General features: G+C 69.8%; 16 protein-coding genes. 7 read left to right on the forward strand and 9 right to left on the reverse strand.

The features are described from left to right. Nucleotides 1-11: 11 nt before the first annotated feature. The 3 genes from cobN to K0H49_RS30170 all read left to right on the forward strand — a co-directional run bounded on the left by cobN (nucleotide 12) and on the right by K0H49_RS30170 (nucleotide 5,580). A complete protein-coding gene (cobN, locus tag K0H49_RS30160; RefSeq protein ID WP_219220680.1) occupies nucleotides 12-3,842 on the forward strand; it encodes a cobaltochelatase subunit CobN in 3,831 nt (1,276 codons plus the stop codon). After that, the gene (locus K0H49_RS30165; protein WP_219220681.1) at nucleotides 3,839-4,927 is read left to right on the forward strand and encodes an ATP-binding protein; all 1,089 of its coding nucleotides are present in this window, start codon (nucleotides 3,839-3,841) and stop codon (nucleotides 4,925-4,927) included. The genes cobN and K0H49_RS30165 overlap by 4 nt, the downstream gene beginning before the upstream one ends. Nucleotides 4,928-5,016: 89 nt before the next feature. Next, a complete protein-coding gene (locus K0H49_RS30170) occupies nucleotides 5,017-5,580 on the forward strand; it encodes a vWA domain-containing protein (RefSeq protein ID WP_219220684.1) in 564 nt (187 codons plus the stop codon). 92 nt (nucleotides 5,581-5,672) lie between these two features. Here K0H49_RS30170 and K0H49_RS30175 read toward each other — a convergent pair whose 3' ends face one another. The 5 genes from K0H49_RS30175 to K0H49_RS30195 form a co-directional block, all read right to left on the reverse strand. Continuing rightward, nucleotides 5,673-6,818, reverse strand: a complete 1,146-nt coding sequence (locus K0H49_RS30175; protein WP_219220686.1) for a PAS domain-containing sensor histidine kinase — start codon at nucleotides 6,816-6,818, stop codon at nucleotides 5,673-5,675. Nucleotides 6,819-6,828: 10 nt separating this feature from the next. Further along, on the reverse strand, nucleotides 6,829-7,635 hold the full coding sequence (locus tag K0H49_RS30180; protein WP_219220688.1) for an alpha/beta fold hydrolase: 807 nt from the start codon (nucleotides 7,633-7,635) through the stop codon (nucleotides 6,829-6,831). A 121-nt stretch (nucleotides 7,636-7,756) separates the two neighbouring features. Further along, a complete protein-coding gene (locus K0H49_RS30185; RefSeq protein ID WP_257625322.1) occupies nucleotides 7,757-8,785 on the reverse strand; it encodes a Bug family tripartite tricarboxylate transporter substrate binding protein in 1,029 nt (342 codons plus the stop codon). Next, on the reverse strand, nucleotides 8,782-10,194 hold the full coding sequence (locus K0H49_RS30190) for a sensor histidine kinase N-terminal domain-containing protein (RefSeq protein WP_219220803.1): 1,413 nt from the start codon (nucleotides 10,192-10,194) through the stop codon (nucleotides 8,782-8,784). The genes K0H49_RS30185 and K0H49_RS30190 overlap by 4 nt, the downstream gene beginning before the upstream one ends. A gap of 87 nt (nucleotides 10,195-10,281) precedes the next feature. Then, nucleotides 10,282-10,947, reverse strand: a complete 666-nt coding sequence (locus K0H49_RS30195; RefSeq protein ID WP_219220690.1) for a response regulator — start codon at nucleotides 10,945-10,947, stop codon at nucleotides 10,282-10,284. Between the two features lie 304 nt (nucleotides 10,948-11,251). On the opposite strand from K0H49_RS30195, the gene K0H49_RS30200 reads away from it, so the two are divergent. Beyond that, nucleotides 11,252-11,533 (forward strand): hypothetical protein, encoded by a 282-nt coding sequence (locus tag K0H49_RS30200; RefSeq protein WP_219220692.1) that lies wholly within the window; start codon nucleotides 11,252-11,254, stop codon nucleotides 11,531-11,533. Nucleotides 11,534-11,858: 325 nt separating this feature from the next. Here the strand turns inward: K0H49_RS30200 and K0H49_RS30205 are convergent, their stop codons facing one another. Continuing rightward, nucleotides 11,859-12,347: a hemerythrin domain-containing protein gene (locus K0H49_RS30205; RefSeq protein ID WP_219220695.1), complete on the reverse strand. Its 489-nt coding sequence runs from the start codon at nucleotides 12,345-12,347 to the stop codon at nucleotides 11,859-11,861. Nucleotides 12,348-12,635: 288 nt separating this feature from the next. On the opposite strand from K0H49_RS30205, the gene K0H49_RS30210 reads away from it, so the two are divergent. Next, on the forward strand, nucleotides 12,636-13,217 hold the full coding sequence (locus K0H49_RS30210; protein WP_219220697.1) for a type 1 glutamine amidotransferase domain-containing protein: 582 nt from the start codon (nucleotides 12,636-12,638) through the stop codon (nucleotides 13,215-13,217). 31 nt (nucleotides 13,218-13,248) lie between these two features. Further along, a complete protein-coding gene (locus K0H49_RS30215; protein WP_219220700.1) occupies nucleotides 13,249-13,458 on the forward strand; it encodes a hypothetical protein in 210 nt (69 codons plus the stop codon). 29 nt (nucleotides 13,459-13,487) lie between these two features. Here K0H49_RS30215 and K0H49_RS30220 read toward each other — a convergent pair whose 3' ends face one another. The 3 genes from K0H49_RS30220 to K0H49_RS30230 all read right to left on the reverse strand — a co-directional run bounded on the left by K0H49_RS30220 (nucleotide 13,488) and on the right by K0H49_RS30230 (nucleotide 16,733). Next, entirely contained in the window at nucleotides 13,488-14,504 is a 1,017-nt protein-coding gene (locus K0H49_RS30220) for a Bug family tripartite tricarboxylate transporter substrate binding protein (RefSeq protein WP_219220701.1), read from the reverse strand. Nucleotides 14,505-14,736: 232 nt separating this feature from the next. Further along, nucleotides 14,737-16,062 (reverse strand): MFS transporter, encoded by a 1,326-nt coding sequence (locus K0H49_RS30225; protein WP_219220703.1) that lies wholly within the window; start codon nucleotides 16,060-16,062, stop codon nucleotides 14,737-14,739. Next, nucleotides 16,059-16,733, reverse strand: coding sequence for an alpha/beta fold hydrolase (locus tag K0H49_RS30230; protein WP_219220704.1), 675 nt, complete (start codon nucleotides 16,731-16,733; stop codon nucleotides 16,059-16,061). The genes K0H49_RS30225 and K0H49_RS30230 overlap by 4 nt, the downstream gene beginning before the upstream one ends. An 855-nt stretch (nucleotides 16,734-17,588) precedes the next feature. On the opposite strand from K0H49_RS30230, the gene K0H49_RS30235 reads away from it, so the two are divergent. Then, nucleotides 17,589-18,545: an ABC transporter permease gene (locus K0H49_RS30235; RefSeq protein ID WP_219220706.1), complete on the forward strand. Its 957-nt coding sequence runs from the start codon at nucleotides 17,589-17,591 to the stop codon at nucleotides 18,543-18,545. Nucleotides 18,546-18,553 lie beyond the last annotated feature (8 nt).

Raw genomic sequence — 18,553 nt, forward strand, 5'->3', positions numbered from 1 at the left:
GCCGGCGCGCGATGCACCTGCTGAGCACCCAGCCCGGCCGCTTCGTCGAAGACGACAGCGTCGTCACCCGGCTCGACCAGACGCCAGGCGAAATCGTGGTGCTGAGTTCGGCCGACACCACGCTCGCGCTGCTGGCCGCCGCGCGCACGGCGCTTGCCGCCACCGACCCCGGCTACCCCTCGCTGCGGCTGGCCAACCTGCAGTACCTGCGCCAGCCGGCCTCGCTCGACCTCTATGTCGACGAGGTGCTGCAGCATGCGCGCGTGGTGATCGTCGACCACCTGGGTGCCGAATCGGCCTGGGCCTACGGGCTGCAGCAGATCGAGAAGCTCGCGCGCCGCAAGGGCCAACAGCTGGCGATCTTCTCGGGCGACCTGCAGGAAGACGAAGACCTGCTGGCGCGCAGCACGCTGCCGCAGGACGTGGGCCGCCAGCTGTGGCAGTACACCCGCGCGGGCGGCGCGGCCAATGCGCAGCAGTTCCTGCGCGCCATCGCCTTCCACGGCCTGGGCCATGGCGAGGCGCCGCAGCCGCCGCGCAGCCTGCCGCAGGTGGCGCTGCATGTGCCCGGCGGCTTCGGCGCCACGCACACGGTGGCCGGCATCGACGACCTGCGCGCGCTGTGGCGCGACGGTGCGCCGGTGGTGGCGCTGGTGTTCTACCGCTCGCACCTGCAGTCGGGCAACACGGCGGTCTTCGATGCGATGGCCGCCGCGCTGCAGGCCGAAGGCCTGAACCCGCTGCCGGTCGCGCTCGATTCCCTGAAAGACCCGCTGTGCATTTCCGCGCTGCGCGGCCTGTGCCGCGCGCACGACGTGCAACTGGTGCTCAACACCACGGCCTTCGCGGCGCTGGGGCAGGGCGACAACGCGGGCGATGCGGTGGCCGAGCTCGCGGGCGATGCGCCCGTGCTGCAGGTGATCGTGAGCGGCGGCAACCGCGAGGACTGGCTGGCCGACAGCCAGGGCCTGCGTCCGCGCGACATTGCGATGCAGATTTCGTTGCCCGAGATGGACGGCCGCATCGTCACGCGCGCCATCAGCTTCAAGGGCCTGTCGCACCGCGACGAACTCACGCAAACCGAGGTGGTGAACTACCAGCCCGAGCCCGACCGCATCGCCTTCGTGGCCGAACTGGCGCGGCGCTGGTGCAAGTTGCGCAGCCTGAGCGCCGCGGACAAGCGCCTGGCGCTGATCCTCGCCAACTACCCCGGCAGCGAAGGCCGCATCGGCAGCGGCGTGGGGCTCGACACGCCGGCTTCGGTGATCGCGATCCTGCGCACGCTCGCGGCCGAAGGCCATGCGCTGGGCGATGCCGACAAGCTGCCGGCCGACGGCGACGCGCTGATGCATACGCTGCAGCAGGGCATCGCCAACGACCCCTCGCAATGGCCGCTGCGCCCGGCTTGGCAGAGCTATGCGCTGGCCGACTACCGTGCGCGACTGGCGAGCTTGCCCGAAGGCATGGCCGCGGCCATCGACGCGCGCTGGGGCGCGCCCGAGCAGGACCCGTCGGTGCGCCAGGGCCGCTTCATGATCGCCGGCCTGCGGCTGGGCCGCGTGTTCGTCGGCATCCAGCCCGCGCGTTCGCTGGCGGTGCAGGGCACGCAGGACTACGCCAGCTACCACGACGCCGAGCTCGTGCCGCCGCACGGCTACCTCGCCTTCTACTTCTGGCTGCGCGACGTGTTCGCCATCGACGCGGTGGTGCACGTGGGCAAGCACGGCAACCTCGAATGGCTGCCGGGCAAGAGCCTGGCGCTGTCGCAGACCTGCTGGCCCGACGCCATCCTCGGGCCGCTGCCCAACGTCTACCCCTTCATCGTCAACGACCCGGGCGAGGGCGCGCAGGCCAAGCGCCGCACGCAGGCCGTGATCGTCGACCACCTGATGCCGCCGCTCACGCGCGCCGAGAACCACGGCCCGATGCAGGACCTGGAGCGCCAGGTCGACGAGTACTACGACGCGCTGCTGGTCGATGCGCGCCGCGCCCGCGTGCTGCGCGCGCAGATCCTCGCGACCGTGCGCGCGCAGCACCTGGCCGAGGAACTCGCGTTGCCATCGGCGGCGGCCGACGACGACACCGTGCTCGCGCGCGTCGATGCCTACCTGTGCGAGCTCAAGGAAACGCAGATCCGCGACGGCCTGCATGTGTTCGGCCAGTCGCCCGAAGGCCGCCTGCGCCGCGACACCCTGCTCGCGCTCGCACGCTACCCCTCGGCCGACGGCGCGGGCGAGAACGCGGGCCTGCTCGATGCGCTGTCGCGCGACCTGCTGCCCGGCGACGCTTTCGCGCCGCTCGACATCGAGCCCGCCACGCCCTGGCTGGGCGCGCGGCCCGCGCTGCTGCAGTCGGTCAGCGACGACCCCTGGCGCCATGCGGGCGACACGCGCGAGCGGCTGGAGCTGCTCGCGCAGCGCCTGCTCGACGAGGCCGATGCGGGCATCGCGCTGCCGCAAGACATGCCGCACACGCAGGCCGTGCTCGGCCGCATCGCCCATCGCCTGTCGCCCGACCTCGACGCCTGCGGCACGCAGGAACTGCATCAGCTCTCACGCGCGCTGCAGGGCCGCTTCGTGCCCGCCGGCCCGAGCGGTTCGCCCTCGCGTGGCCGGCCCGACGTGCTGCCGACCGGGCGCAACTTCTACTCGGTCGACACCCGTGCCATCCCCACGCCCACCGCCTGGATGCTGGGCCTCAAGTCCGCCGCGCGGCTGGTCGAACTGCACCTGCAGGAACATGGCGAGTACCCGGTCGCGATGGGCCTGTCGGTCTGGGGCACGGCCACCATGCGCACGGGCGGCGACGACCTGGCGCAGGCCTTCGCGCTGATCGGCGTGCGGCCCAAGTGGGCGGCCGGCAGCCAGCGCGTGGTCGACTTCGAGGTGCTGCCCACCGTGGGCATCGGCCGTCCGCGCATCGACGTCACGCTGCGCATCTCGGGCTTCTTCCGCGACGCCTTCCCCGCGGCCGTGCAGATGTTCGACGCCGCGGTGCAGGCCGTGGCCGCGCAGGAGGACGAGGACGCCGAGCGCAACCCTATCCGCGCCCGCATCCTGCGCGAGGCCGCGGCGCTGGAGGCCCAGGGACTCGATGCCGCTACTGCGCGCACGCAGGCCGGCTGGCGCGTGTTCGGCTCGGCGCCGGGCCACTACGGCTCGGGCCTGCAGCCGCTGTTCGACCGCGGCGACTGGCAGAGCGACGACGACCTGGCACGCGCCTATGTAGCCGGCGGTGCCCATGCCTACGGCCAGGGCAGCGACGGCGTGCCCGCGCAGGCCGCGCTGGTCGAGCGCCTGAAGACCATGGACGTGGTGCTGCAGAACCAGGACAGCCGCGAGCACGACCTGCTCGACTCCAACGACTACTACCAGTTCCAGGGCGGCATGGTCGCGGCCGTGCGGCACCTGAGCGGCCAGCAGCCCGCGATGTACCACGGCGACCACGGCAACCCGCAGGCGCCGCGCATGCGCACCCTGAAGGAAGAGATCGGCCGCGTGATCCGCGCGCGCGTGGTCAACCCCAAGTGGATCGCCGGCGTGAAGCGCCACGGCTACAAGGGCGCCTTCGAGATGGCCGCCACCGTCGATTACCTGTTCGGCTTCGACGCCACCGCGCGCGTGGTCGGCGACCACCAGTACGCGATGGTGGCCGACGCCTACGTGATGGACCCGGCCACGCGGCAGTTCATCCAGGACCACAACCCGCAGGCGCTGCACGACATGCTGAGCAGACTGCTTGAAGCCATGCAGCGCGGCCTGTGGCAGGCACCTGGCGACTACCAGCGACAACTAGAAGATCTCCTGCTGGATCAAGAGCAGAAGATGGAAGGAACCCGATGACCACCCCCGCGAGCGCGGCCCTGCCGCTGCCCTTTCCCTTCGCCGCCATCGCCGGCCAGCCGCAACTGCGCCAGGCGCTGCTGCTGGCCGCGGTCGACCCCGGCCTGGGCGGCGTGCTGATCGAAGGCCCGCGCGGCACGGCCAAGTCCACGGCCGCGCGCGCGCTGGCCGAGCTGCTGACTGGCGCACCATTCGTCACGCTGCCCCTGGGCGCGAGCCTCGAGCACCTGGTCGGCACGCTGGACCTGGGCCAGGCCCTGGCCGGCCATCAGGTGAAGTTCGCGCCCGGCCTGCTGTCGCGCGCGCATGGCGGCGTGCTGTATGTCGACGAGGTCAACCTGCTGCCCGACGCGCTGATCGATTCGCTGCTCGACGTGGCGGCCAGCGGCGTCAACAGCGTGGAGCGCGACGGCATCTCGCACCGCCATGCCGCGCGCTTCGTGCTCGTCGGCACCATGAACCCGGAGGAGGGCGAACTGCGCCCGCAACTGCTCGACCGCTTCGGCCTCTGCGTGCGCCTCTCGAACATCGACGACGCCGCGTCGCGCCAGGCCATCGTGCGCGCCCGCCTGGCCTTCGACGCCGACCCGCAGGGCTTCCGTGCCGACCATGCCGACGCCCAGGGCGCCCTGGCCCTGGCCCTGGGCCGCGCCCGCGCCACCGTGGCCGACCGCGAGGCGCTGCCTTACGAAGACGAAGTGCATGCCGCCGTCGGCGCGCTGTGCATGGCCGCCCAGGTCGACGGCCTGCGCGCCGACCTGGTGATGCTGCGCGCCGCCCGCGCCCTGGCCGCCTGGGAGCAGGCCGACACGCTCACGACCGCGCATGTGCAGCAGGTGGCCGACCTGGTGCTGCTGCATCGGCGCAAGCCGGGCACGGCGCAGAGCGCGGCCCCTTCGTCATCTCAGGCCAACGCGCCGGGCCCCTCGTCCGGCCAGGGCGACGGCGCATCGGGCGAGGCTTCCACATCTGCTTCCGATGACGACGCCGACTGGGGCGCGATGCCCCCCGAGCCTGTGGGCATCGAACGCGTCAAGCCGCTGCGCCCACTGATGGCCGCGGCCCCCACCCCAAAAAAAGCCTGAGCCTCCGGAACGCCGACCCCGCTGGCGCACGCCAGGGTGACCGGAGGCAGGGCACGCAACGGGACACGTCGCGCCACATCGCATCGCCGATGGGCGGCAGCGCCTACGACTGGCCCCGCACCCTGATGGCTCGCGGCGCCGAGGCCCAGTTGCGCCCCGAGCACCTGCGCCGCCGCCCGCAGGAGGCCCGCAGCGGTGCGCTGCATTGCTTCCTGCTCGACTGCTCCGCCTCCATGCTCAAGGACGGCAAGCTCGCGCGCGCCAAGGGCGTGCTGGTGGCGTTGATGGAAGAGGCCTACCGACGCCGCGACCGCGTGGCCTTGCTGTGCTTCGGCGGCAACACCGTCGAACTGCGCATGCCGCCTCGGCGCGCAGGCGCATTCAACGACGCCTGGCTGACGCCCATTGCGGGGGGTGGGGGCACGCCTCTCACGCTGGGCGTTCAGCAGGCCGGCATCCTGCTGGCGAAGCATGAGTCCGCGCAGCGGTGGCTGTGGCTGTTGACGGATGGGCGGAGTACGGAGAGTCCAACGCGGCCGCCGGGGGTGGATATGGCGACGGTGGTGGACTTCGAAGCCGGGCCCGGGGCGTTGGGGCGGGCGGCGTCCTTGGCGGCGGCGTGGCGCGCTGCGCACGTGAGGCCGGCGCTCTGACAACGCAGCGCTTCAGTGGCCAGGCATGAAGTGGCCCGGGTTGCCGCCTGCAGCGGCGGCCTTAACTGGCCATGGCGCCGCAGCCGTCCGCCCTAAGCGCCCACCCCGGCCCCAAACCGCAACGTGAACGCCGTCCCTTCCCCCACCGAAGACGCCACCGCCATCGTCCCCCCGTGCGCCTTCGCGATCTCGTTGACGATGTAGAGGCCCAGGCCCACGCTGCGCACGGTGTTGCTGCCGGTGTCGCCGCGCACCATCGGTTCGAAGACCGTGGGCAGGGTGGCGGCGTCGATGGGGTCGCCCTGGTTGTGGACCTGCAGTTCGGCCTGCGTGGCCTCGATGGCCGAGGTGACGGTGATGGGCGTGCCGGGCCGGCCGTAGGCGGCGGCGTTGCCGACCAGGTTACCGATCAGTTGCGCGAGCCGGTCGTGGTCGGCCACGCAGGCGCCCGGGCCCCGGGTGCCGTGCACGATCTCGCGGTCGGGAAAGGCGAGCCGGAGTTCGTCCAGCGTGCGTGCGGTCAGCGCGTGCAGGTCCATGGGCTGCAGGCTCACGGCCAGGCCGGTGCCGACGCGCGCCTGCGTGAAGTCGAGCAGTTCCTCGATCAGCCGCTGCGCGCGTTCGGCCGAGCTGCGCACATGGCCCAGCACGCGCACGCCGCGTTCGGTCTTCTCGGCGCGGCCCAGCAACTGCACGCCCATCAGGATGGCCGACAGCGGATTGCGCAGGTCGTGGCTCACGATGCCGACCATCTGCTCGGCGAACAGGGCACGGTCGCGCAGCAGGCGCTGCGACTGCAGCTCGACCTCGAGCAGCGCATCGGCCTTCTTGCGAGCGTTCATCAGTTCGCGCTCGTAGCGGTTGCGGTCCTGTGCCACGAAGGCGGCGATCTCGTCGAACTCGCCTTCGGCGCGCTTGCGGCGGCGCGCGTTGAGGATCATCGGGATCAGCTGCCCGTCGGGGCGGCGCACATCGAACTTGACCTCGGCCAGCGAGCCCTGCATCTGCAGCGTGGGCACCCAGTGGGTCTGGTGGAAGATCCGTCCGCCCATGGTGAACAGGTCCTGCAGCCTCTTGCTGCCCACGAGTGCGTCGCGCGGCATGCCGAGCCAGCCGCAGAACGTGGTGTTGACCTTGAGCAGGGTGCCGTCCAGCGCGGTCACCAGCAGACCGCAGGGGGCCTGGTCGAACAGTTCGTCGGTGTCGGGAACGGGGACGGGCGAGGCGGCCGCGGACATGCGGGGCCCGCTAGCGGCGCGGCAGCGCGTCGATGAATTCCTCGATCGCGTCGCAGGTGGGGCCGGGCGCGCTCAGGTGCGGGCAGTGGCCGGTGTTGGCGACCACGCGCAGCATGCCGTGCGGCAGCGTGCGCTGGAGGTATTCGCCGACCGCGAGCGGCGCGATCAGGTCCTCGGACGATTGCACGATGAGCGTGGGCGTCTGCAGCCGCGCGACCTCCTTGCGGGAATCCGACAGGAAGGTGGTCTTGGCGAACTGCTTGGCGATCTCGGGGTCGGTGCGGCAGAAGCTGGCGCTCAGCTCCTCGCCCAGCTCGGGCCGTTCGGGCACGCCCATGATGGCCGGTGCCATGCTGCTGGCCCAGCCCAGGTAGTTGCTCTCCAGCGTGTCGAGCAGCGATTCGACGTCCTCGCGCGTGAAGCCGCCGATGTAGTCGCCGTCGTTGATGTAGCAGGGCGAGGGGCCGATCATCATGTGGGCCGCGAAGGTGCCGGGCGACTTCAGGTCGGCCAGCATGCCGATCATCGCGCTCACCGAATGGCCGACGAACCAGGTCGGGCCCTGCGCCGTGGCGGCGGCGATCTCCAGCACGTCGTCGGCATAGCCCGCGAGCTCGGCGTACTTCGAAGGCTGGTAGGCGCTCAGGTCGGAGTTGCCCGAGCCGACATGGTCGAAGGTGACGACCCGGTAGCGCTGCGAGAAATGCCGGGCGACGAAGCGCCACATGTTCTGGTCGCAGCCGAAGCCATGCGCAAAGACCATGGTGGCCGGACCTGCGCCCTGGACCTGGACGTTGTTGCGCTGCTGGATGTTCATGGGGGCGAATCCGGGGGAAGGGCTGCCGGGGCGTCAGGGCGGCCGGGCGTGGGTGCGGCCATTGTGCCCGCTGCAAGCCCTGTGTCTGTCCGCCATCTTCCCGTGATGGCTCATGGCTGTGCTATCGGTCCCAGCGCCGCAGGCCCAGCGTGCTGGCCATCTCCCTGTAGGCGGCCAACTGCCGCGCCACGAAGTCGTCCATGGCGGGCCCCGTCAGGGAGTACGGATAGAGCCGATGCCGGCTCCGCAGGGCTGCGTACTGCGGCGAGGCCAGCGCCTCCTGGAAGGCCGCGGCCCATTGGCGAGCCGCCTCCTGGGACACGTTGGCGCTGATGTACACGCCGCGCACGGTCGGCCAGACGATCTCGACGCCCTGCTCGCGCGCGGTGGGCACGCCCTGGAGCGCATCGCCCAGGCGGGTCGCCGACAGCACCGCGACGATGCGCACCGCGGCGCCGCCCGCGATGGCCTGAAGCGCTTCCGCGGCGTCGCCCGGGAAAACGTCGACGTGCTTGCCCTGCAGCGCGGCCAGCGCGTCGCCGCCGCCTTCGAAGGAGACAAAACGCATGGCCTTGGGGTCGCGGCCGGCGGCGCGGACCAGCAGGGCGGACTTCACCCAGTCCTGGCTGCCCACGGTGCCGCCCGAGCCGAAGACCACGCCCGAAGGGTCGCGGCGGATGGCGCTCATCACGTCCTGCAGCGTCTTGTAGGGCGAGTCGCGGTGCACGGCCACCACGCCGTAGTCGGTGCCCAGCGTGGCGAGCCAGTGCACGGCGTTGGCGGGGTGCGGGCCGAAGCGGCCCTGGGCGATGTTGAGCAGCGAGCCGCTGGAGAAGGCGACCAGCAGGTCCGTCCCACCCATGCGGCCCGTGGCCATGCGGTCGAAGGCTACGGCGCCGATGCCGCCGGGCATGAAGCGCTGGACCAGCGGCGGGCGCGTGGGGCGCACGATCTGCAGTGCGTCGCGCGCCAGCGCACAGGTCAGGTCGAAGCCGCCGCCGGCCTTGGCGGGGATCACGCATTCGGCGGGCGCGAGGCTCGGGTCCTGGGGTTGGGCGTACAGGGCGGCGCCGGGCAGGGGCAGCAGCAGCGAGGCGCCTGCGCGCAGCAGGAGGGTGCGCCGCTGGCGCATGAACGACAACGAGGTCATGCCATCGGCTCCTTGTTTGTCATCGCCGTCACAGCCGACGCGGGCAGCTTGGGCCACCAGAGGCTCGCGCGCAGGCCTGTGTTGTCGTTCTTGTCGTCGCCGTCGTTCACGCCGCCCAGCCGTAACCCGCCCCCATGCCGCTGCGCGATCGAGGCCGCGATGGCCAGACCCAGGCCCGAGCCACCCTGTGCCGCGCGCCGGCCGCGGCGGAAGCGTTGGCCAATCGAGGCCAGCTCGTCCTCGCTCATGCCGGGGCCGTTGTCTTCCACGCTGAGCTGCCATTGCGCGGCATCGTCGTCGCGCGCATCGAGCGTGACCTTGCCGTGTTCGGGCGTGTAGATCAGCGCGTTCGCCACCAGGTTGCCCAGCGCCTCGCGCAGCAGGGCGGCGTCGGCCACCGCGGGGCCATGCAGCGCGAGCGGGGCGATGCCGAGGTCGATGTGCCTGGCGCGCGCCATCGGCAGCAGGCCCAGCGCCACCTCGCGCAGCAGTTCGGCCAGGTCGACCGTCTCGAGCTCGAGCGACGCGGTGTCGGAGCGGCCCAGGGCCAGCAACTGCTGGGTGGTGCGCGTCACACGGCCGATCTCGATGCGCATGCCTTCGAGCGCGGCCTTGAGTTCCTTCGGGTCGTCCTCGCGCTGCGCGTAGTCGGCCTGCATCTGCAAGGTGGTCAGGTGGGTGCGCAGCTGGTGCGAGGCATCGTCGAGGAACTGGCGCTGCTGCGTCACCAGCGCCTTGGTGCGCGCCATGTGCTGGTTCACCGCGCTCACCAGCGGCCGGATGTCGGCGGGGATGGCCACTTCCTCGATCTGCGTGAGGTCGTCGGGGTGCCGCGCCTGCACTTCGCGCGCAAAGCGGCGCAAGGGTCGCAGCGCCGCGACCAGGCCAAGCGAGGTGGCGAGCATCAGCGCGGCCAGCACCAGGGAGTCGCGCAGCGCGGCGCGGCGCACGAAGCGCGCGGTGAAGTCCTGGCGCGACTTGGTGCTCTCGCCCACCTGCACCAGCACGCTGCGGCCGCCGTCCTCCTTTGCCGAGGGGAGGTCGAGCGCGCGGCGGTAGGCCGCGAAGCGCACGGGCTCGCCGAAGTACTCGGCGTCGTAGAACACCGGCACGCCGGGCGCAAGCGCGGTGGGCGGCTCGGGCAGGTCGGCGCTGCCCAGCTCGACCAGGCCGTCGGAGGTCGCGACGCGGAAGTACACGCGCCCGCTCGCCGTGAGCTCGAAGAACTCGAACATCGTGTACGGCAGCTCGACCGACAGGCCGCCCGAGGCGGTCGAGATGTTGGCATCGATGGCCTTGAGCGCGCCCAGCACCGAGCGGTCGTAGGCGGCGTTGGCGGCGCCCAATGCGTCGTGGCGCGTGAGCCAGAGTTCGGAGGCGGTGACGATCAGCAGCGCCGGCACCAGCATCAGCGCCAGGCGCTGCCACAGGCTCGCGCGCTGGAACCAGGCGCGCGCGGGGCGCAGGCGATGCACGCCGAGGCTGGAGGCGGGCACCTAGCTCGCTTCCAGCGCGTAGCCCAGCCCGCGCATGGTGACGATGCGCACGGCGCTGCCTTCGAGGCGCTTGCGCAGCCGGTGCACGATCACCTCGACAGCCTCGGGATGGATGTCTTCCTCGTCGGAGAACACGCGGTCGAGGATCTGCTGTTTCGACAGCGGCTCGCCGCTGCGCTGGGCCAGCACGCGCAGCACCGACAGCTCGCGCGGCGACAGCGCGAGCACTTCGCCGTCGAGGTGGAATTGCCGCTTGGTGCCGTCGAACACCAGCGGCCCGCAGGCGAGCCGCGGATGCTCGATGCCGCGCGCGCGGCGCACCAGCGCATGCAGCCGCGCCTCGAGCTCGGCCAGCTGGAAGGGCTTGGCGAGGAAGTCGTCGGCACCGGCATTGAGCGAGCCCACTCGCTCGGTCAGCGAATCGCGCGCCGTGAGGATCAGCGCGGGCAGGCGCTGGTCGCGCTTGCGCAGCCGCTCGAGCACGGTGTGGCCGTCCATGCCGGGCAGGCCCAGGTCGAGGACCACCGCGTCGTGGTCGCGGGCCTGCAGGGCCTGGTCGGCCAGCCGCCCGTCGTCGACCCATTCGACCTGGATGCCCGCGCGCTCGAGCGCGCGGCTGAGCCAGGTGCCGAGGCTGTGTTCGTCTTCCGCGAGCAGGATGCGCATGGCGCGATGCTAGCGTCGCGGCGGAGGCGATCGCAACGCTGCAAACCCTGCAGATCGGGGGCGTGGCCTGGCCGTGTGTGGGGGGTGATGTCGGCGCGCGCGGCGACCGTGTTGCTGCACCTTTGACCATCGCCAATGTGCTGCAGCAAGGCCGAGCGCGCGGTCGCCTGCCGTGAATCGGTGCTCGCGCCGCCTTCGATGTGCGCGGCGCCAGGGTTGCCAGGGCTGGGCACATCCTGTTTCTTCACCCTTCGACAAACCCGGCAAAGGCTTCCGCCGCCGCGCGGGCCTGTTACGGTGGTCCGTGGTCATTCAAGGCAGGCCGACGTTTCTGCTGACCATGCCGGCGCGCCACAGCGCCGGGCGGAAGTTCAAGGAGAGTGAATTGCAGTTCCTGAAACGTCGGTGCGCCTGCGCGCCGCAACGGCTCGAACGGGTCAAGCGCAGCCCCTGGATGCGACTGCTGCCGGGCGTCAGGGCCTACCAATGCCAGGTCTGCGGCGCGCGGTTCCTGGCGTTCAGGAAGATCGTCGGCGAGATCGCCGTTGCGCAACGCCGCGAGGCCTTCGGCAGCAGGCCGCCCTGAAGCGGGTTTGGCCTTGGAGGGAGTCGCTTCCCCTTGGCCCCGGTCCATTCGACTGCTTGTCCTTTCGGCTAACCGTCGCGCGCTTGGCGCGTTGCTCCCAACGCCACGGTTTGCCGGCACGGCCGCTACCGCTTCTTGTCCGGCTGCCGCGTATCCGTAGGCAACTCCGCAGGAGTCTTCCCGTCGGGGTTGCTGCCCGCCCGCGGCGTCGGCACCTCCTTGGGATCGGGGCTGCCGGGCCGCTGGGGTCCTCTGCGCTGGGTCATGGCATCTCCTGGATGTGTTCGAGTGAACGGCTGCTTCTTCAGCGCGCCGGGGCTCCTCGTCAGGCGGCGACCGCCATTTCGGACATGAGTTCTTCCTTGCGGGCCTGCAGCTCGTGGCGCATGGCGACCAGGTCCAGGTTGCGGGCGGCCCGTGCCTTCACGAAGATCTCGTTGCGCTCTTCCTTCACATGGTGGTCGATGTACTCGCCGAGCACGATGACCTTGGCGCACCACTTGCTGTCGTTCTCGTCGCCGTCGCGGATCTGGGCGATCAGGTCCTTGGCGCTCGCATGCTCGACCTCGGCCTCGTCGAGCAGGTCCTCGGCCTTCGCCGCGGCCCGCAGGGCCGGGTAGAAGATCTCTTCCTCGATCTGCGCATGGACGCTGAGCTCCAGGCAGATCTGGTCCGCCAGCTGGCGGCGCTTGGCAGGCGCCGTCTTGGCCTTGGATTCGGCCAGGGGCTCGAACTCCTTGAAGAGCTTCTTGACGGCACGGTGGTCGGCATCGAGCAGGCTGCAGGCATCGGCGGGGGCGCGGGGGGTGGTCATGGGGTGTTCCGTTGTGTGCGTGGGAACTGGAACATCCGCCTGGGTCGCAACGCCTTGCGTAGGACCAGCGCGCTCGAAGCGCGAGGTGGCCGGAGGACACGGCACGGCGCTCCGAAGGCGCCGGGGCCTCGCCGGCCTTGGCGGCGTGCAGCGGCCTCGTGGCTCGACCCACACCGTCGAAACGTCCGACACGCAGGCCGCCCCTGCGCTGATACGGCGTCATGTTCAGCGGAGTAGCTTGAGTTCTTGGACATTCGACCCCAAACCCCTAGACATGGAAGGTGCCCCATGAGCACAACGACAACCTCACACAACGCCCTCGCCGGCCTCAAGGTCGCCATCCTGGTGACCGACGGCTTCGAACAGGTCGAGATGACCGACCCGCGCCAGGCATTGATCGCGCAGGGCGCCGAGACCGCGATCGTCTCGCCGATGGATGGCAGCGTGCGCGGCTGGAAGCACCACGACCCGGCGGATATTTTCGAGGTCGACGTCGCCCTGAAGCACGCCAAGCCGGCCGACTACGACGCGTTGTTGCTCCCCGGCGGCGTCGTGAACCCCGACGCGCTGCGCATCGACGAGCGCGCCATCGCTTTCGTCAAGGCTTTCGTGGAAGCCGGAAAACCCATCGCCGCGATCTGCCACGGGCCTTGGACGCTGATCAACGCCGGGGGCGTGAAGGGCAAGCAGGTGACCTCATGGCCCTCGCTGCGCGTCGATCTCGAGAACGCAGGCGCCGAGTGGCGCGATGTGGAGGTGGTGGTGGCGCCCCAGCTGGTCACCAGCCGCAAGCCGGACGACCTGCCGGCCTTCGACCGCGAGATGGTCAAGCTGTTCGCGAGCGCGGGCACACGCAAGGCAAGGAGTTGAGGGCCGGGCAGGGCTTGCGCAGGAGCAGCGCATGAACGCGGAAAAGACGCCCGACAAGGCAGATGCGGCGGACAACAAGACACTGCGCAAGCGCTCGCGTGCCAGCGAACGCATCGACGCGCTGGACCGGCTGGAGGCGGCGTCCGTGCGGCGCACCGACGAGACCTTCCTGCGCTGCGGTGGGCCGCGGCCGATGAAACCTCAGCGTCCCTCGGCAAAGAGGGCCGCACCGAAGCGATAGCCGGCAGCGGGCCCCGCAGCGCGCAGCCTTCAGTCCGGCTTGATGTTCGCGCGCGCGATCACCTTCTTCCAGCGCTCCTGCTCGATGGCGATGAACTTGGCGAACTCCTCGGGTTTGTCGCCCACGGACTCGGCCGCATCGCCGCGCAGCCGCTCGATCACGGCCGAGGTCTTGGCCGCCTTCATCGTCTCCTGCGACAGCTTGGCGATGTGGGCGGCCGGCATGTTGGCCGGCGCCAGCATGCCGTACCACTGCGTCATCTCGAAGCCGGGAAAGCCTTGCTCGGCCACGGTCGGCACGTCGGGCAGCTGGGGCAGGCGCTTGGCCGAGCCGGTGGCGATGCAGCGCACCTTGCCGGCCTTGATGAAGGGGATGATCGCGGCCGCGCCGATGGCAGAGGCCTCGAGTCGGCCCGAGAGCAGGTCGGTCAGCATGGGGCCGGTGCCGCGGTAGGGCACGTGCAGCATGAACACGCCCGAGGTGATCTTGAGGTACTCGAAGGCCAGGTGGCCCGCGCTGCCGTTGCCTGCCGAGCCGTAGCTGAGCTTGCCCGGGTTCTTCTTCGCGTAGGCGATGAACTCGGTGAGGTTCTTCGCCGGCACGTCGGGGTGCACCACGTAGAGGCTCGGCACCTTGGCCAGCAGGCTCACCGGCTTGAAGTCCTTGTTGGCGTCGTAGGGCAGCTTGTCAAAGATGTAGGGGTTGACGGCCAGCGTGCCGATGTGGCCCAGGATGATCGTGTGCTGGTCTTCGCTGCGCGCCACTTCCGACATCGCGATGTTGCCCGCCGCACCGGGCTTGTTGTCGACGAAGACGCTCTGGCCCAGCGTGTTCGACAGCTCGGCCGCGGTCGAGCGCGCCACGATCTCCGAACTGCCGCCCGGTGCGAAGGGCACGACGAAGCGGATCGACTTGCTGGGCCAGGCCGGCTGTGCCAGCGAGGCCGCCGGCAACGCGCCGCCCAGGCCCAGCGCGCCGGCGAACTGGAGCAAGGTCCTGCGGGAAGGGTGCGTGGCTTCGCTCACGGCGGGTGCGTTGTCGAACATGTGGGGTGTCTCTGATTGTTGGAGGAGTTGCCGATACTGCGCGAAGGAAGCTTTCAGAAGGCTGTCAGCTGTCGCCCCGGGGCGCAGGAGGCGCAGCGCGCAGGCCCTGCAGCGCCCTCGAGTCGAAGGCTTGCGGGCGGGACCTCGTGCGGTCCCGAGCGCTCGTGCAGCCGCGGTCGATCGCGCCGCGCACCGTCGGCAGGCGATGCGCCCGGTTCCCCGGCACGCCCCCTCAAACCGCCTGCTGCGCCTCCCGCCGCCGCCGATGCCGGGGTTCCTCGATGCGTAGGACCATGGCGATCGCCAGGGCCTTGAAACCGAGCGCCAGCCAGAAGATGGGCGGGTAGCCCCAGGTCGTGGCGATGAGGCCACCCATGAGCGGGCCCAGCGCCATCATCAGGTGCGATGCGGTGTCGGACACGGCGATGAGCATGGGCAGTTCGTGCGCCTTGCCGAACTCCAGCACGAAGTTCTGCGCCGCGACCTGGTAGCCGCCAAAGCCTGCCCCGAGGCCGCAGAAGGCCAGGATGAACACCGGCATCGAGGCGCCCAGGATCAGCAGCAGCGTGGCGCTCGACCACACGCAGACGCTGAGGATGAACACCAGGCGGTAGCCGTGGCGGTCGGCGATCTTGCCCCACAGCAGGTTGCTGATCGTCTGCGAGAGCAGGAAGGCCAGCGAGAAGTAGCCCAGGGCCGCGCCGGAGAGGCTCACGTACTTGCCCACGTGCAGGATATAGAAGGGCACGGCCGACGTGCCCAGCGCGGCCAGCGCGCGCGCGAAGAAGAAGCGGCGGTAGTGCGGGTCGGCGCGCAGCAGCGCGGGCACGTCGGCCAGGCGCTGCAGCAGGCTGGAGGGTGCGGCGCGCACCGACAGCGACTTGGGCTCGCGCACGAAGGTCAGGGCGCTGATGCCGACGCTCGTGAGCACGAAGGCCAGCAGGAAAGTCGAGCCGTAGCCGCTGCCGAAGGCGTTGGAGCCCACGAGGTACTCGCCGCCCAGGTAGGCGACGCCCGAGGCCGTCAGCCCGCCGAGGAAGTTGCGCATGCCGGTGAGCCGCCCGCGCTGGTTGACCGGGATCACCTTGGACATCAGCACGCTGAAGGTCACGCCCTGCATGCCGCCGAAGAAGCCGAAGAGTCCGAGGAAGACGCAGGCGGCGCTCAGCGCCCACTGGCCCGAGAGCAGGAAGGCGCTGAGTGCAAGACCCAGGATCTGCAGGCGCATGAGCCAGCCGACCGAATACACCACCCGCATCACGTGGTCCCGGTGCTCGATCAGCGTCGCGCCCCAGATCGACGACAGCGCCATGCCGATGAACTGCGCGCCCAGGGCCAGTCCGACCGCGACCTTCGAGCCCGAGAGCATGTAGATGTAGGCGGGCACGAAGGTCGGGGCGCTCATCAGCCGGAACCCCGTCATGCCGAGCATGCCGTGCGCCAGGTTGGCCGCGAAGTTGCGCGGCAGGTCGCGCATGACCTGCTCGTTGTAGAGCGCCTCGTCGCTGGCGGAGCCCTCGATCGTCGCGGCGGCGCTGGGGGTGTCGAGCTTGTTCATGTGTGGGCGGTGTGGAGCGACGCGGCGGCGAAGGCCTGCCTTGCATCGGCGGGTGCGATGGGTTGGCAATCCAGTTGGTCCATGACCGCGCGCAGCCAGGGCGGCCGCTCACGGGTGCAGACCGCAATGGGATGGGGGAGGGGGGAGCGCTGCGTGGCGAGCGCGGCGAAATGGGCGGCGTACGCCGGCGGACGGGCATCGGTGGCGAGCTCGGCGATGGCGAAGGGGTCGGGCGGCGCGGGTTGCGTGGTGTCGACGAGCGGGATGTAGGGGGTGGATGCGCTGCAGGTGCCGGCCATGCCGGGGCCGTCGAGGAGGATGGCGCCGAGCACGCGTTCGGGCCGTGCGCCGGCGATGAGCAGCGCGATGTAGGCGCCCAGGCCGCGACCGCAGACGGTGGCGGGGCCGATGTGGGCGAGGGCGATGTCGACGTCGCCCATGAGGACTTCGCAGCTGTAGCCGCCGCCGGCGGGGATGGAGGATTGGCCGTGGCCGGTGAAGTCGAGGGCGTGGACGGGACCGGGCCAGCCGTCGTAGGTGGCGGGGAGGTGCGCGGCCTGGGATTCGCCCAGGCCATGCAGGAGCAGCAGGGGGTGGCTGTCGGGCTGAAGGGCAGGGCGCAGGCAGTGCAGGGCCAGGCGGATGCGCCCATGCGCAAGGAACGCTGTCACGGCCTGCCTGCCGACAGTGCCGTTCCCGACAGGGGCCAGGCCGGGATGCTCGGGTCGCCTGTCATGGGGTGCGGTGCTCGGCCTTCTGTGCCGGCCGTCATCGGAGGCGCGGTGGAAATCATGATGTTGGTATGTTCCTCGTGTCAGGGCGGCGCTCGGCGGAGAGAAAACCATTCATAAACAAGCACTTGCAGGCCCCTCTCGTTGTGCCTTCAGGGCTTGATTCGACTTATGTTTGATGGGTACGCTTATTGGTGTACTTGGTATGGTTTTGAGGATGCTAGCACGGACAAGATTTTGATGTGTAGGAGTGCCTTGGATGCCGGTTTCTCCAGTGTGAAGTTCTTAATGTTGATGGTTTCCTGTCTTTGCTCGGATGCCTATTGGCCTGAGTTCTTCTGTTGTTTTGTGTTTTCGGTTTGTTGTTTTCTGATTCATTTTTTTGGAAGGACGACTTTCTTCTGCTTTGTTGCAATGCAAGAAACGACCGATTTCTAGGGGGATACCCTGGAAATCCGTCAATGAGGCGCGATTGGTTTGACCGATTTAGTGGTCTCGGTATGATTCTTTCATCGAGCTTGCCAGTGCACTCGGATCGGTTCATGCCGTTCGGCGATGCAGATTGGCTTTCTCGGTACGTTCCCTAGCCAAGGGGCCCGCGATGGGCAGCAGCCGGCGACGTGGGGTGACGCGCTTCGCCGGTGGTTCGAAAGAAGTACAGGAGACAAATGGTGAGCACTGATGAATCAACGCGGGCCGGTGAACGGCTCCTTGCAGCGAGACGACGGCGCCGGGCCGATGGCCTGACCGTCGCGCCTTCTTCTCCTTCCCTGCGACGCGGCGGAAGGTAGGGCGATGCAGACCTACATCCTGCGACGGCTTCTGGCCCTGCTGCCCACGCTGTTCATCGCCAGCGTCATTGTTTTCGTGATCGTCCGCATGGTGCCGGGCGATGTGGTCGACCTGATGCTGAGCCAGAACGATGCCGGCTCGAACAACCTGACCCGCGAGCAGCTGCTCGAGACCCTGGGCCTCGACAAGCCCATGTGGAAGCAGTACGGCATCTGGATCGGCGACCTGGCCTTCAGGGGCGACCTGGGTCACTCGCTATGGCAGGGCGATTCGGTGCTGAGCATGATCGCCACCCGCCTGCCCGTGACCTTCGAGCTCGGCCTGCTGGCCATGGTCATCGCGCTGAGCGTGGCGATCCCGGTGGGCGTGTACTCGGCGGTGAAGCAGGACGCCGCGGGCGACTACATCGCGCGCTCGTTCTCTCTGCTGATGCTCGCGGTGCCGAGCTTCTGGGTCGGCACGATGGTCACGGTGTTTCCCTCGATCTGGTGGGGCTGGTCGCCGGAGATCCACTTCATGCCCTTCCGCGAGGATCCGCTGCAGAACCTGCAGCAGATGCTCATCCCGGCCGTGATCCTGGGCCTGTCGCTGTCGGCCATCACGATGCGCATGACGCGCACCATGATGCTCGAGGTGCTGCGCCAGGACTACATCCGAACCGCGCGCGCCAAGGGCCTCAAGGAAACACTGATCCTCACGCGCCATGCGGTGCGCAACGGCCTGATCCCGGTGATCACGCTGATCGGCAGCCAGGCGCCGATCCTGATCGGCGGCGCCGTGATCCTCGAGCAGATCTTCGTGCTGCCCGGCATGGGGATGCTGCTGCTCGACGCCGTCAACCAGCGCGACTACCCGGTCGTCACCGGCGTCTTCTTCGTGGTCGGCCTGACCGTGATGTTGATCAACCTGCTGGTCGACCTGAGCTACGGCCTGATCGATCCCAAAGTGAGGCAGCGCTAATGGAAGCC

The organism is Variovorax boronicumulans, assembly GCF_019352895.1.
Lineage (GTDB): Bacteria > Pseudomonadota > Gammaproteobacteria > Burkholderiales > Burkholderiaceae_C > Variovorax > Variovorax boronicumulans_A.

Bases quoted from the DNA above. Each gene is read 5' to 3' on its own strand.
- cobN (WP_219220680.1), top strand. From the start codon at position 12: ATGCACCTGCTGAGCACCCAGCCCGGCCGCTTCGTCGAAGACGACAGC.
- K0H49_RS30165 (WP_219220681.1), top strand. From the start codon at position 3,839: ATGACCACCCCCGCGAGCGCGGCCCTGCCGCTGCCCTTTCCCTTCGCC.
- K0H49_RS30170 (WP_219220684.1), top strand. From the start codon at position 5,017: ATGGGCGGCAGCGCCTACGACTGGCCCCGCACCCTGATGGCTCGCGGC.
- K0H49_RS30175 (WP_219220686.1), bottom strand. From the start codon at position 6,818: ATGTCCGCGGCCGCCTCGCCCGTCCCCGTTCCCGACACCGACGAACTG.
- K0H49_RS30180 (WP_219220688.1), bottom strand. From the start codon at position 7,635: ATGAACATCCAGCAGCGCAACAACGTCCAGGTCCAGGGCGCAGGTCCG.
- K0H49_RS30185 (WP_257625322.1), bottom strand. From the start codon at position 8,785: ATGACCTCGTTGTCGTTCATGCGCCAGCGGCGCACCCTCCTGCTGCGC.
- K0H49_RS30190 (WP_219220803.1), bottom strand. From the start codon at position 10,194: ATGCTGGTGCCGGCGCTGCTGATCGTCACCGCCTCCGAACTCTGGCTC.
- K0H49_RS30195 (WP_219220690.1), bottom strand. From the start codon at position 10,947: ATGCGCATCCTGCTCGCGGAAGACGAACACAGCCTCGGCACCTGGCTC.
- K0H49_RS30205 (WP_219220695.1), bottom strand. From the start codon at position 12,347: ATGACCACCCCCCGCGCCCCCGCCGATGCCTGCAGCCTGCTCGATGCC.
- K0H49_RS30210 (WP_219220697.1), top strand. From the start codon at position 12,636: ATGAGCACAACGACAACCTCACACAACGCCCTCGCCGGCCTCAAGGTC.
- K0H49_RS30215 (WP_219220700.1), top strand. From the start codon at position 13,249: ATGAACGCGGAAAAGACGCCCGACAAGGCAGATGCGGCGGACAACAAG.
- K0H49_RS30220 (WP_219220701.1), bottom strand. From the start codon at position 14,504: ATGTTCGACAACGCACCCGCCGTGAGCGAAGCCACGCACCCTTCCCGC.
- K0H49_RS30225 (WP_219220703.1), bottom strand. From the start codon at position 16,062: ATGAACAAGCTCGACACCCCCAGCGCCGCCGCGACGATCGAGGGCTCC.
- K0H49_RS30235 (WP_219220706.1), top strand. From the start codon at position 17,589: ATGCAGACCTACATCCTGCGACGGCTTCTGGCCCTGCTGCCCACGCTG.